The sequence below is a fragment of the Pseudomonas sp. GW-45 genome (assembly GCF_056896675.1).
On sequence record NZ_JBXHBH010000002.1, the window covers coordinates 38,585 to 51,518 of the forward strand.

The window sequence follows — 12,934 nt, forward strand, 5'->3', positions numbered from 1 at the left end:
ACCGATCTAACCAAGAATCGAGACCTTCACCATCGCGGCGCGCTAGCTCAGTTATCTTCTCGTGGGTAACGCCAGCACGATCAAGAGACCTACGGCGTGGATTGTTCGGTGATGGTCGGAGAGATGTCAGGTCGCACTTTGGGTCTAGACGCTCTGAGGACTGGCTATTCCATGCTGCGGCATGCTGTGACGCTAGCTCGGCGTGAGCATCAGTGCTTGAGGTGCTTAGAAGGGTTCTCGCTTTAGCCATCTTTAGAGCCCTCCCGGCATAGTTTCGCGCACGCGCTCGGCAATGTATTTAGCAAAGCGGTTCGCTTCAAATTCAATTTGGGTGCCTACCATGTCGGTTACCTGATCTGGCTGGCAAAGAGAGTCGTCAGTTTCTGCATATCCGATACGGCGATTCAGCTGCACCTTCATCAAGTGCTGGGAAAAGTTCGTGTGATCCCTTAACTGCTTCAGGTGCAAATTATGTAATCGCGTGCGTTGCACCAGGTTCGGCAAGAAACCCAAAAGCACCAATGGGTCGTTGCTTGAGCGTTGCTGTTGTTGGGCATACAGATAGCTGAAGATCGAAAACACACCCTCCACCGATTGTGGCTCGGGTATGAAAGGAATGTAGGTGTGGGTAGCCGCTGCTAAAGCGGCTTCATTGAGCGCTGCTTTGCTGGGCGGGGTATCAATGATCACGTAAGAATACTTTTCATAAATATCAGCTGAGCGCAGCCACTCACGCATCGCACGCCCCATTAACGGGCGCTTGGCCTTCTCAATGCCAATCATCTCGTACATCAGCTCTTCATTAGCCGGTACGACATGAATCATTGGATTGCTTGTTTCGTAAGGCTCAGGTGCAAGGTTCGGCTTGGACTGATCGAGCAGGTTGAGCCACAAATCACAAATAGAGCTATTCTGACCATCAAGCTCTGGATGAGGGATAGGTACGCTAACTCCATCATCGTTCGGGGTCATCAGCTTCCATCGACGGCTGGTGTTGCCTTGAGGGTCTAAATCCACCGACAGAATTGGTTTGCCTTTGTTGTACTTTGGCAGTGACGCAAGAGCTTGGGCGAGAACACGACTGGTTGTGGTCTTCCCAGTACCTCCCTTGTGATTGACGCTGACGACTACCGGCGCATGTGCCAAGGCTGACCCCTTGTTATTCTGATGTACGAGTTAAGAATTTCTGTTACACGAATAATTACACGCATTTGATATACGCGCAACACTGATTTGATGCACGCGGCCAATATACTTGAACGTTTTACGCTGTGTGGTATAGTAATACGGTATAAAAAAGGAGGTGTTTGATGAACTCTTCACCAGATATTGCAAAGCTAGGGCACGTTGAAAACATGGCACGTCACACGCAAGAGATAATGCGTGATCTTCGTGACAAGATTCAAAATGATAAGTTTATGTCTCCACAGACAGCCAAGCTGTTGAAATTTGGTGGCTGGGCAGTAGCGGCAATTGCTGGCGTTGGCGCAGTCACAGCATTGGCTGCATCAATTCCAATTGCTGCCGTAGCTATCGCAGCTGCCGGCGCTGGTGCTGTTTACACCTCAGCCAAGCTCGAAAATAAGGCTATCGAGAAACTTGAGATTCGTAACCAAGCCCGAGACTTGTACAGCCGTTGCAATAACTCGTTAAAGGAGCTGAAAGCGGTCCACACGGAAGTAAAAATGGCGGGCGCGGATGGGGGCGCACAGACGCCTTCAATTTCCAAAGACCTCCATGATTTGCAACAAAGCTTCCAGAAACAGAAGTTGGCTGACAAGCAATCGCTTGAGCTGACTTTGAATGCTCAGCCAGCGCAGGGTGCGGAGCCCACTGGTTTGTCCTACCAACGTGGCCCCGGTCCAGGTTAAATCAACAGATGCCCTTATTTCTTCTCACAATACCCAATGCATCGAGCAGCTAAGCTGCTTGGTGTAAGGGTAGCTAATGGTGAGATTCTTCAATGCGCTATGGCGCCTCTCCAATATCCTCTTTATCCGTCCTGCAGCATCACCGCACCGGCATCAATCGCCCAGCGCACGACACCATTAACCCCCCCCAATCTTTTGAAATAACCGAGTTCACTCCATGCGCCTAAGTAATGCCGATGTCGATAAGCTTCTTAGTGAGAACAAGTTAAATCCCTCGATTGCTAGGCAAATCAAGCAAGCTCAAACAGTTGGTAAAGAGCATTCCAAAAAGGTAATCAAAAAGCTGCCAGTGCCTACCGAATCCAAAGGTGAAGCTACGGTTCGTATTGCTCTTATGCAGGCGTTTGGCGATTGGTTTGATGGTGGTGAAATCGTGTGTGAGTACATCCCCTTTGAGAGTCGGAGATACCGCGCCGACTTCGCCCTCCCGCGATATCGGATCTACATTGAAGTCGATGGCTGGTCTCATCATGGCGCCCATCTTGACGCTCATCATAGCGACAGGGAGCGTGGTCTCTTCTTTTCCCAGCATGACTGGCTTCCCTTCAGAGTGAGCCACAAACAAGCGACCCAATCCCCCAGCATGCTGACCGATGCTCTCGCGGGTGCTCTTCAGCTGCGGACACCGCTCGACAGGGAATCACTCAAAATCGAGAAATTGAAAAATCCAGAGACGACATATACGCGGCCATGTCCCGTGGTATGAAGGTCACCGATCAAACAATGGTGCCAATAAAAAAGGGAGCTTCAGCTCCCTTTAAAATGCGATATCGGTACGGTTAGTTCACAACGGCTTTGAGTTGGCTACCTGGCTTGAATGCAGGCACGTTCTTAGCCGGCAGCAATAGTGGTTTACCTGTCTGGGGATTGCGACCAGACCGCTCTTCACGCTTGCGAACGTCAAAGCGACCAAAGCCGATCAATGAAACGCTTTCGCCCCTAGCTAGCGTGTTAGATACGGTATCGAGAAGGGCATTCAATGCGCCTTCACATTGAGCCTTTGTCATCATCGTTTGTTCAGACATCGCGGTAATCAAATCTTGTTTATTCACTACGGTCACCTTCTTTAGTTATACGGCTATTTGCGCTGGGCAAGCACCTGGCTACCCTACGTTGCGATAGGTCGTGAGTTAATCAACTTTCATGGGCTCCATGCCCGCGCGCATGGTCAATGCATACCCGGTGATGCTAAACGCAACACCTACTACCCCGGCGAGCATCGCCCATCCAGCCCACCAGCTGAACATGAGAGCAACCACTGCCCCGAAGCCAATCCCTATCTGAATGGATGCTGATAAAGCCAGTGTGGTTATGCGTTGCTGAATTCTAAAAGCGATGACACCACCAAAACCAATTGCGCCCCCCACAATGCATGCATCTAAGGCATAAATGGTCAGGCTAGTAGTCTCGCTTCGTAACGCCATGCCACAGTAGAAAAGAGTGCCCGAGCTGATGAGGGTAGAGAGCATCATCAAACCAGACCTCCGATATATCGCACCAACCACCGCCATAGTCAGCTGTACTAATAGCGCGATGGTTAATGCTGTAGCAGTGTTGATTGCTGTTGATGTAATAGAGGTCAATTAGTAGGGCCTTTGTATTTGATGGCAGGCTTTTCGTCATCAAGAACGCTGGTGTTCATTCGTTCATTAAAGTCGCTGAGCGCGCGTGTAAACCGTTCGTGTGTCGATACACTGCTGTCCTCAAGGCGTGTTGCCCCCCGTCCAGCTCCTGCTTCACGCGCCTGCTGGGTATTCTGTTCGCGCTTTGTCTTCGGGTCATACCAGCCAGAGAGCTTAATATTTTCATCCTGCAATGACTTAACCTGGTCCTTGAGGCCGCTGAACACGTTAGACATCTTAGCTGTTACTGCGGCCACAGCTGGCAGTGTGGCAAGCGCAACAACGGTTCTCCCAAGGGTATTCAGGCCATCAGTCGCCAGTGAGCCCTTGAGGCTCCCCACAAGCATCTCAACCGCCCCATTAGGCATTGCGTCGATGTACGCTGAGACAGCTTCTGGCCCTGCTGTAGAGACTTGCTGAAGCAAGGCTAGTTCACTCACTAGGCCGTACCCTATGAAGGGAGTAATGCCCCCTGTAACGAGTAATGCGGCTTTTGTAGGCTCAATGGTCGCCATGCTTTTCACGAATGAAGTAAAAATGGCCGCTGATTTAGAAGCTAGGCGTTGGTCAAGGTCCATATCTGATTCTGAGTTCATCACACTTCCCTTAGGCCGCTACCGGCAGTTCGGCGTTTACAAGATCACAATAAGAGTTGATCAGCTCACACATGATTGAGAGATTCGAGGGCGCCTTGTCAGGGGATGCGTTGATAGCATCAGACAAATATGAGGCGTAAATCATCCCCTGGTTATGTAGGAAGGCCTTCGTATCAGCCTTAATGGTGCGGGCATTTAAAATGACCGCCATGCAGGCCTGTAGCTCATCCGCTAAATCGTGGATCGCCGGCGTGTCGTAGTGGACCATTAGCGCATCCCTCTGAATGATTGTTGGGGTGTAGATTCTGCGGAGAACTGCTGCTTAGACTTCTGCTCTTCATGCACCAGATGATCGGTCAATACTTCAGTCATTGCTGGGGCAGGGCGAGAGAGGTGATCTACAACGGGAACGGCTTTAACGCTGGGGTATTTGACTCGCAATTCTTCTCCAAGCATGCAGCCATTCAGGGCGTCATGTTTATGAAGAATTCCAACACCGTTCCCAATGTTCTGCACCACCATGCCAAGGTCATTTATGGACACTGGCCCTTCGTAGGTAACGCCTGCAATTGGCCCACGGATTTCAGATACAACCATGCTTGAGCTATCCAGTATCTCAACTGACATTTCTTTGATAAGCGTGGCGACATCGTTAATTTCGTTGCTCAAGGCGAATTGGGTGATCGAGTTGCCTACTAGCTCGGAGGCAGCAACAAATGGATCTCGAACAATGGCTTGCCCTAGAACCTCATGAGCCAGTGTTTTGCTCAAGTTAGCCACAATCGAAGGTGGGAACTGCTTTACCCGTGCGTGCTCTGCAGGCGTAGGCATTCGCAAAAGATCTGGGTTAGTAGGGTGTTGGATCTTGGGATCAGTCGATCTGTTCTTTGCCAGACCCTTCGTCAGTGTGGGAATGTGATTTTCTTCACCAGAGACGATCTGCATCATGAAGTTTTTGCCTGCCGCTTTGTCTCTAACCTCTTTAGCTTTGAGACCCTTCATTTCGCTCCACATTGGGTCATCTAAAGGCACATCATCCAAAGCATCTGAAAGCAACAGCTCCTTTTTTTCCGGCATTTGAAGCATGTCCCAGTCAAAATGCATGCCTTTTGTTACAGCAACCATGCACCAGCGTTCGCGGTGTTCCAGAGCGTTGAAGTCTTCGCCCTTTAGGATGGTTTCGTGAATTTCGTATCCGAGCTCGCTTAACTGATTCCGCAAAATGCTTGCTGAAGCTGATGATGCGTATGGAATTACGTTTTCCATGATCAATGCTGCAGGATTCGCTTTCGCGATGATTACGAGAGCTGCAACAACAAGGTGGCCTACCTCTGGATGGTCTTCAGGTTTAGCGGTACCACGCTTGGCGCGGCCTGCCACACTAGCGCCCGAACAAGGTAAACCTGCCTCGATTAGATCCATTTTCGGTATGTGTCTCATAGCGGCATCATCGAATGCAAATTCTTGCATAGGGGCGCCTACGGCTATGGTGTTTTTGTCCCACGTCCCTGAATTCTGTGCCGAGTGATCAAGCAGCTCTGGTCGTATCTCGTTCGCAAAGCAATTGGTGCTTTTGATGCCAACACGATCTAGTCCCTCATGAACCGCGTTTGATAGCAGCCCTCCACCGTGGGACAGGGAGCCAACAGATAAAGGGATTCCGTGCAGGATCTTGTTTGCTACTCGGTTTAATCGTTCTTTCTTGCGCAATTCGCTCGCCAGCGGCAGTAGATAAATCTCACCTTTGCGCTGAACAAGTCGGATGCTGGACATACCATCGAACAGCGCTAGCAGCTCACGACTGTTGATGTCGATGACCGGATTCATTTCACCAGTGCGCTTGTTCTCTTTAGCGCTAATGACACGCGACCCATCAGGGCAGGCACGCAAAACAACTGTTCCACCTTTGATATGAACGTCATAACGATCACCTGGCTTCATATCAGCTGAGGACACAGCAAGGTTCTCAAGCCAAATGCGTGGTTTGCCGCGATTCTGCCCGATGTTTTTAACAAAATAGCCTTTCATAGCTGTCACCAAGTGTTATTAAACCATAGGGCGAGAATATCACGTGACGCTAGATATGCTATAAAATAAGGGTTCCGATAGATAAAAACCTTTAAATGTGTTATTTCGTATTATAAAATAACAGCGGTTAGCGGTCTTCAGCTGTAGATGGTGAGATGTTTAAGAGGGAACGAGCCCATGAACGCAAAAGTTTTAGAATTTAAGCCCTCAGCAGCGAAAAATGCGATATCGCGTGAGCCAGCTGCTTCAAATGAAAAAAACAGCATTAAGCTGAGTGATGAAGACCGTGAGAAGGTCATCAACGCAGCTCAGGGTATCCGTGAGGTTTTTAAATCTCTTGGTGATGCTCCATTGGCAAAAAACTCTAAAAGTCCTGGTGGTGAAGGGCCCTCAGTTGGCCCTTACAACATGCCCATTTCATATACTCCTACTGGCAAGCCGATCCACATGGCTGGTCAGTTCATCGACAAGCTCAAAGAGCTGCGACGATTCGCTGAAAATAGCATCGAGTTGCGATGTGACGCGCTAGGTTTGGTCGTCTATGTTTCCGGTGTAAATCAGGTAACGAGCAACACGACTGTTCAGGGCTGCAGGGTAGTGGCATACGACTTTGACAAGCTTGAGCCTACGGTTAATGTCATATTGCGAAATCACGTTGAGTTGACCAATAAGCTATTTATGACGCTGGTTTCGACCTACAACCGGTTGAGCAGAACGTACAACATTGCCGGTCTCCAGCACGAATGGCTGGCCCTCAAGTCAGACCATGCCGGCATGCCGACAATCCCTTTGATAACGGTTGCTGGTTAACATGATCAGTTTAGAGACCAATACCGCAGCGATAACCGTTGCCAGACCTTTGCTCGACAACCTAGCGTCAATTAGCGATTTTGTGGCGACAGGCGAAATTCCCGATAACGCTGAGTTTTTGCCAACACCAAAGAATATGGGTGTAAGCAAGAACACGTTCTGGGTCCAGCCGTTGATCAAGGCGTATCAGGGAATTAATTCGTACCTGATTAACCCGTCTCATGAGGTTAGCTGTCTCGTATCTGCACATGGCAGTACTAAGGTTGAGTGCCATGCCATAGGTGATGTCTTGTTCGTCGGGTTACGAGATATCCAGTCTGATGGCCCGGTGCTGAAGCCTCTGGTTTCTGGATTGCACCCGATCCACAAACTTGATCAGGCAACGTTCATAGGCTATGTCGAAGCTGCCCTGTAAAACGAGGATCAAATGAAAAACAAAATACTCAAAAAACCTACCGCCTCTATGGCGGTTTTTTTCATTGGCGCGGGGCTCCTTTCATCACCCTTCGCACAGTCTGCAGAGAACACCAACGCGACTCAGGGATGGGATGTAATCACTAACTCTGACTTTGGGCCTGCATCAGCCCATCCACTGATCGAAGACAGAGATATGCCGCGCCCTGGGTATGTTGTTGGAGGCGCAGGACGGAATGCATCTGAATTGACACCAGTTACTGAAGCCGCGAGTACTGAATACCCTGAGTTGGCAGCACAGTACCTTGAGTCAGCAAGATGGAATGAGCGCCGTGGGGAGTATGACCAAATGGTATCTAATCTGCGCTCGGCCTCCAATTATGCAAGCGCCGGCGCCCACTACGAGTTGGCCAAGATTTACCTTGAAGGTACTCACCTTAAGCGCGATATAGACCAGACTCAGTTGCATCTCAACGCGGCTGCAGGATTAGGTAATGCCGAAGCCCAGCGTGTACTTGGTCGGATGCTCTTGAGCGGCGAATTTGGACCGCCAAATATAAATGAGGGTGTTGAGCGAATGACATTAGCTGCGCAAACCAGCACCAGAGCAAAGCGTGAGCTGGGTATGTGGTACGCGGGCTTAGTCGATGGTGTAGCCAAGGACATCAATACTGGTGCTCAGCTATTGAGAGAAGCAGCTGAGTTGGGAGACAGTGATGCAGCTGAGCAGCTGGCCAAGGTAGCGGGCCTGCCTGCAGAAATGTATGAAGTTAATGTGGTCGATGAGACCCCGATACACTCAGATAGCACTACGGTTTCCCATAGCCCACCAACAGCACAGCAGCTCTTTGACCGGGCTAACGCCATTATGCTCAGACCTCAGAATCAGCGTAATTTGCAGAATGAAGCAATGGCCTATGCTTTGTTCAAGCTCTCATTTGAGAAAGGTAATGAGATGGCAGGCAGGGAGTTGAATTACCTAGATGGCATCAAGGTGCTTATGGATCGTAAAGACCCTCAATGGCTGGATGACTACAAAGAAAAAGCTATTTGGGACTTCGTGAAAAACTGATAGTCGTTCTAGTCAGAGCACCCTTCGGGATTCAGCAGTCTGTGAATTAGACGCAAAAAAAACCCGGCGATGAAGCCGGGTAAACATCAATGAACTGGTTGTTAAACTGCGCTTGCTAGCTCTCGACCTGCAACCTTGCGCTCATAAATTTCTTTGCGGTCCACAGCAATTTCTTTGGGCGCCGACACACCGATTCGGACTTGACCACCCTTCACAGACAAAATCGTTACTGTGATTTCTTCGTTGATAATGATGCTTTCACAAATATTACGAGTCAGTACTAGCATGATTGCATTCCTTTACTGTTTTCAGCGCCGTAGTGAGTGCAGCTCAGAAGCTTAAAGATGCACTCGTTGTAGGTTTTACCTAATTGCTTTGGTTCCTGAGTCCTGGTGACCGGTTCGATGGTCATTCCTTGGGACCAGATTGAAAATCCTTCTCGTCGTAACAAGATGGCAAAATTTGACTGCTCATCTATGCGTAAAGCCTGCACCTCAATTTGATGGCCAGCTATGTTCCGAAGCTTTGCTAGAGGCGAGTTCAAATCATTAAGAGCTTGAACCTCAGCATGCGTTGAGCTTGGTGGAAGCATGGCAATGAAGTCCCAGTCGCGTTTTGAATTGCGGCTGTCGGCCATGACATTCAAACCGAAACACCAGATGGACGTTGCACTAGGTGCAATGGCTAGTACGGCCAACGAAACCGCCCTAAACAGCGCTTCTTTGTTCGCTATCAGATCCTGATGGCGTTCGTTAGATGTGTGTGTCATGACAGGCTCCTTGTTCTTGTCTTGTGTTGTATAATGATATTAAATAATAAAACGGTCAAGCCTGTGTTGAATAAAACACGGCCCACGTCGAATACAACATCAAGCAATAGGAGAAGAATGTGGCAAAGCTTGTTAGTCACGGTTTCAGGCTTGTAGCGAATGACGGTCATGTTCACCATTTCGTAAGCGTGGTGTATGTCAGCAGTGAAGGAGAGTTCAGCTGCCAATTACCTCATGAATTGGAAATATCCTTTAATGACGCTGTAGCTAGCTCCGGTGATGATGCGCAGACTCACTATACGGCGGTAGTCAAAGGTGAGCTGCGAGCCCACGGCGAGACGAAGGCGTCCTTGTTGGCTATGGTTGAAGCCGCAATGTCGCTTTACCACAACGCCGAATCGAGCACTGATTTGGTCATCTGCTACGACTACTTTTCCGAGGTGAATTACTGGCAAAATCCTGACGGGTCGATAGCCGCTAATGAATCCCTTCCTGAAGCGGTCAACGAGACGCTGGCGGGGAAGGGGAGTTGGTCGAAGCATCAGTTAAAAACAGGTAGCGACATTCACCTGTGTAAACCCGCAAGCCATTTCTCCGTGGGTCTTTATGCTGCAGTCTATAAGCGCATAACGTTCCATCGCACGACAGGCAACACCACTCGCTTTGAAAAGCTCAACAGCAATACCGATATCGAAATGTTGAGCGAACCTGGTCGTCGCTTAAACGCCTTTGTTGGGATTAGTCCCATCAAGCCGATTTCGAGCATGAAGCAGTTGCCATATTCTGATGGAACCGCGAGCTTCTTCTTTGAAGCTTTGCTTTCCATGTGTGAAATTGGCCGCACATTCCAAGCTTTCTTCGATAGCCATGATCACCTACTGATGGCTGCAGGCGGTTTTGGTCCTCGCCTTATTGAAAGTTTGAAGTTCATTGAGGACCAGCCAAGTAACTCGCGGAGCCAAGCACGCGCTAGCGAATGCATTAGCCGAGGCGCATGGTCTGAAATTGATTTACCGTCGCCTGCAGAGCTAACAGCTGATTTGCTGACAGGTAAGGCGGTAGAAATAGAAGGCCATCGGCTTCAGTACGTCGAATCAGAGGCGCAAGTATGGATCGCAAACCTCGACGGCTTAGATGGTGTACTTGGAGCGGAGCCCACCGAGGAACTGAGTAAACAATTCTTAACGCGCATTGCGATGGGAGATTATTACACCTCGACCGGAATGAGCTGAGCGCATAGCACGCTCGGGTCGTTCTCCCGGCGTGCTGTATCTGCCCACTGCTGATTCACACCAGCTGTAGGAAACCTTTCTTGAGTGTGACCAATCGCGGTGTTCTCTCGATCAGCTGCAGGTAGTCGTTACGCGCGGTGCCACGCAGATAGCTGGTTGGTGACCAACCGTTCTTATTTTCAACCATGCTGATCGGTTCTTTGCGTAATTTCTTAATGATCGCCAGCTCTGATTGGGTTAGATCATCTGGCAGAGTTTGTGCTGCACCAGGTAGTACCGGAAGACTTCGCACAGCATCGTCATAATATCGCGGTCGGTCAGCGTCGTTGATCAGCTGATCCAAACGCCGGCGCGTTAAGCCCCATCGAATACTGAGCTGGCCAGCGTCCCAGCCTCGATCAATAAGCAGCTGCTTAAATTCCTCGACTGAAAGAGGGACCAGTTCAGCAACTGCTTCAAAAGAATGTTTAGCCAATAGCCACCTCACGGTTATGTTTCCTGCAACAAGTAGAAGAATACTTCTACAATCACATAATATCCAGCGATCAAACGAAATGATCATTAACCTATGATTCGTTGCCACGCTTGATTGAAGAGGTTGTTGAATCTACTACCTTATAGAGCTTCACTCTTGAAGCTGTTTTTCAACCTGGTCCCGCCAAACCTTCGCTTCGTATAGCGCATCCTTAGAACCATTTTTCCAATAAAACAACTTTCCCTGGCCTATGCGTGAGTGCCCAATAAGCACGTGCCAAGCGTCGTATGCACCAGTGTTGGAAGCTGGGCCTACGTGGCTAATCCACCTCATGTCTTGATCGAGACTTGGATATTTTCTGCGGCGATGGCCGTTCATCCGCATGCACAACACAGCTTCGTCGTAATGGCTGACCATCAGGTTCCACGGAAGATCTTTAACGGCTCTAACGATGGCGCTCCTGTCCCTCTGAGTATCATTTAGCGTCACCAACGGGATTGCGTAATCATCAGCTGCTGCAGGTAAGCTCAGCATGTCATTTAGGACGGCTTGCGTGACCTTGCTCAATACGTCCGAATAGTCCATCAAGGGAATAGAACAAAGCCTTGTCTCAGAATAAGTGCCGGTTTTGTAGGGGTCACTTCTGACCCGAAGAGCAAGGCAAGGTCTGTCGATCCGCTCTCGGTAAACGAGCTGAACGTTTGCTGATATCTGCCAGCGAACCATGCTGTTTGAGATGGTCGGCAAAGAGCCGGCATTAGAGTCATTTCGAGTTTGAGGATGAGCGGTTAACGCTAACCATTGGCTTAATGGCAAATCACGAACGTTTGGCGCCGGCTGTTTCTTCAAGCCCCGGTATTGGTCTATGGCTTTGCGCATCACCCGTTCCAACTCTGCAGGGCAGGGATTAGAGCAAGACGACAAGACGTACTGTTTTACTGACCCTCGCGCAACATAGATATAAACGCTAAGACGTTTTGCCGTGCCCAGCTTTTCAAGGATAACGCGTAAGCCTGGGGCCAGCGTGACACTTTTGGTGGCGCCATCACTGTCTTCGCACAGCAAATATCTGGGTGTTTTTAGATCATCCGTCCATTGCACATGTGACCCTGTGCAAGTGAGAGGACTAAATCGAGATGCCTCTAACAATGTGTCCAACCAGCTAGCGATAGGCAATGCATTTATGATCTGTCTTGCTGAGGAGCCCGGCGCGTAATCCAAATATAAAAAAGTCAGGCCAGTGCCATGATTATCATCGAGAGCACGCGATACAAGGGGCAATAATTTCTGCTTTAGGGATTTGGTACTTAAAAGCGCTAAAGAGGATGCAAGATAGACCTCGTGTATCGGTTCGCCCTCTGGTTTGTATCGGGCGACCAACCGTCGAAAGCCACGGGCTGAATCTATCCGCAGCGTTAGATTTAGACCCAATACGACCCGGCTCGACCCTTTGGCAGTGAAGTGTCTGAAGGTTAGCTTATTCAGCTCAGCGGTAGAGGGTGCCTTTGGCTTAAACGAACTGAAAGCTGCAGCTCTTTTAAGCGCCAGCAGCCACTGAGTAATCGGTAGCTTATGGATGATGTTGTTGGTTAAGGACACTCTAACGGTGCAACCGTCGCATTGACCTGACAGGTCGCGCACACGCAATTTAGCCTTGCCAGCGATAGCCTGATCAACCGCATAAAGAATGTCGTTCGTCAGGAGATACGCTAATGCATGTGGATCGAGTACTGAGGACGTGGCCAGTGTGCGGCGTGCTATAGACTTGCCTTTATTGTTTTGGCTGATCAGCCTAGCGTAGTTACCGCTTATCTCAATCCCAATGTGGTAGCGGTTAGTCACCTCAAAGACATCACTTAGCGGCATCAATCCAGACATAGGGCACCCCCGAAGAAAGAGCCCGTGCAGCACCAGCAGTTACATACGTTAGCCATAATAATTATACCATCCTCAATACTAGCCCCTAACAGTCCACCCCATCCGTG

Annotated in this window: 16 protein-coding genes; 6 read left to right on the plus strand and 10 right to left on the minus strand. The window is 49.5% G+C overall.

Features of this window, described 5'->3' with window-relative positions; genetic code table 11:
* Positions 1-252: 252 nt before the first annotated feature.
* Positions 253-1,146 (minus strand): ParA family protein, encoded by an 894-nt coding sequence (locus AC1XYH_RS19260; RefSeq protein ID WP_483326565.1) that lies wholly within the window; start codon positions 1,144-1,146, stop codon positions 253-255.
* Between the two features lie 161 nt (positions 1,147-1,307).
* On the opposite strand from AC1XYH_RS19260, the gene AC1XYH_RS19265 reads away from it, so the two are divergent.
* On the plus strand, positions 1,308-1,871 hold the full coding sequence (locus tag AC1XYH_RS19265) for a hypothetical protein (RefSeq protein ID WP_483326566.1): 564 nt from the start codon (positions 1,308-1,310) through the stop codon (positions 1,869-1,871).
* A 217-nt stretch (positions 1,872-2,088) separates the two neighbouring features.
* Positions 2,089-2,637, plus strand: a complete 549-nt coding sequence (locus AC1XYH_RS19270; RefSeq protein WP_483326567.1) for a hypothetical protein — start codon at positions 2,089-2,091, stop codon at positions 2,635-2,637.
* Positions 2,638-2,710: 73 nt separating this feature from the next.
* Here the strand turns inward: AC1XYH_RS19270 and AC1XYH_RS19275 are convergent, their stop codons facing one another.
* The 5 genes from AC1XYH_RS19275 to AC1XYH_RS19295 form a co-directional block, all read right to left on the minus strand.
* Complete coding sequence (locus AC1XYH_RS19275; protein ID WP_483326568.1) at positions 2,711-2,983, minus strand: HU family DNA-binding protein; 273 nt, start codon at positions 2,981-2,983, stop codon at positions 2,711-2,713.
* Between the two features lie 78 nt (positions 2,984-3,061).
* Complete coding sequence (locus AC1XYH_RS19280) at positions 3,062-3,514, minus strand: hypothetical protein (RefSeq protein ID WP_483326569.1); 453 nt, start codon at positions 3,512-3,514, stop codon at positions 3,062-3,064.
* Positions 3,511-4,149 (minus strand): hypothetical protein, encoded by a 639-nt coding sequence (locus tag AC1XYH_RS19285; RefSeq protein WP_483326570.1) that lies wholly within the window; start codon positions 4,147-4,149, stop codon positions 3,511-3,513. Before AC1XYH_RS19285 ends, AC1XYH_RS19280 begins: the two co-directional genes overlap by 4 nt.
* A gap of 10 nt (positions 4,150-4,159) precedes the next feature.
* Positions 4,160-4,417 carry a hypothetical protein gene (locus AC1XYH_RS19290; RefSeq protein ID WP_483326571.1) on the minus strand — a complete coding sequence of 86 codons (258 nt, stop codon included), beginning with the start codon at positions 4,415-4,417 and terminating at the stop codon, positions 4,160-4,162.
* Positions 4,417-6,177, minus strand: coding sequence for a DNA cytosine methyltransferase (locus AC1XYH_RS19295; RefSeq protein WP_483326572.1), 1,761 nt, complete (start codon positions 6,175-6,177; stop codon positions 4,417-4,419). The genes AC1XYH_RS19290 and AC1XYH_RS19295 overlap by 1 nt, the downstream gene beginning before the upstream one ends.
* 177 nt (positions 6,178-6,354) lie before the next feature.
* Here AC1XYH_RS19295 and AC1XYH_RS19300 point away from each other — a divergent pair, with 177 nt between their 5' ends.
* Genes AC1XYH_RS19300 through AC1XYH_RS19310 form a run of 3 tightly spaced genes read left to right on the plus strand, consistent with a single transcriptional unit; the run spans position 6,355 to position 8,473 of the window.
* Positions 6,355-6,987 carry a hypothetical protein gene (locus tag AC1XYH_RS19300; protein ID WP_483326573.1) on the plus strand — a complete coding sequence of 211 codons (633 nt, stop codon included), beginning with the start codon at positions 6,355-6,357 and terminating at the stop codon, positions 6,985-6,987.
* 1 nt (position 6,988) lies between these two features.
* On the plus strand, positions 6,989-7,402 hold the full coding sequence (locus tag AC1XYH_RS19305) for a hypothetical protein (RefSeq protein ID WP_483326574.1): 414 nt from the start codon (positions 6,989-6,991) through the stop codon (positions 7,400-7,402).
* A 12-nt stretch (positions 7,403-7,414) separates the two neighbouring features.
* Positions 7,415-8,473 carry a tetratricopeptide repeat protein gene (locus AC1XYH_RS19310; RefSeq protein WP_483326575.1) on the plus strand — a complete coding sequence of 353 codons (1,059 nt, stop codon included), beginning with the start codon at positions 7,415-7,417 and terminating at the stop codon, positions 8,471-8,473.
* Positions 8,474-8,574: 101 nt separating this feature from the next.
* Here AC1XYH_RS19310 and csrA read toward each other — a convergent pair whose 3' ends face one another.
* Positions 8,575-8,760, minus strand: coding sequence for a carbon storage regulator CsrA (gene csrA / locus AC1XYH_RS19315; RefSeq protein ID WP_483326576.1), 186 nt, complete (start codon positions 8,758-8,760; stop codon positions 8,575-8,577).
* The gene (locus AC1XYH_RS19320; protein ID WP_483326577.1) at positions 8,754-9,242 is read right to left on the minus strand and encodes a hypothetical protein; all 489 of its coding nucleotides are present in this window, start codon (positions 9,240-9,242) and stop codon (positions 8,754-8,756) included. The genes csrA and AC1XYH_RS19320 overlap by 7 nt, the downstream gene beginning before the upstream one ends.
* A 119-nt stretch (positions 9,243-9,361) precedes the next feature.
* Here AC1XYH_RS19320 and AC1XYH_RS19325 point away from each other — a divergent pair, with 119 nt between their 5' ends.
* Positions 9,362-10,474, plus strand: a complete 1,113-nt coding sequence (locus AC1XYH_RS19325; protein WP_483326578.1) for a hypothetical protein — start codon at positions 9,362-9,364, stop codon at positions 10,472-10,474.
* 55 nt (positions 10,475-10,529) lie between these two features.
* Here AC1XYH_RS19325 and AC1XYH_RS19330 read toward each other — a convergent pair whose 3' ends face one another.
* Positions 10,530-11,036: a hypothetical protein gene (locus AC1XYH_RS19330; protein ID WP_483326579.1), complete on the minus strand. Its 507-nt coding sequence runs from the start codon at positions 11,034-11,036 to the stop codon at positions 10,530-10,532.
* Between the two features lie 63 nt (positions 11,037-11,099).
* Positions 11,100-12,827 carry a hypothetical protein gene (locus AC1XYH_RS19335; protein ID WP_483326580.1) on the minus strand — a complete coding sequence of 576 codons (1,728 nt, stop codon included), beginning with the start codon at positions 12,825-12,827 and terminating at the stop codon, positions 11,100-11,102.
* Between the last annotated feature and the right edge of the window lie 107 nt (positions 12,828-12,934).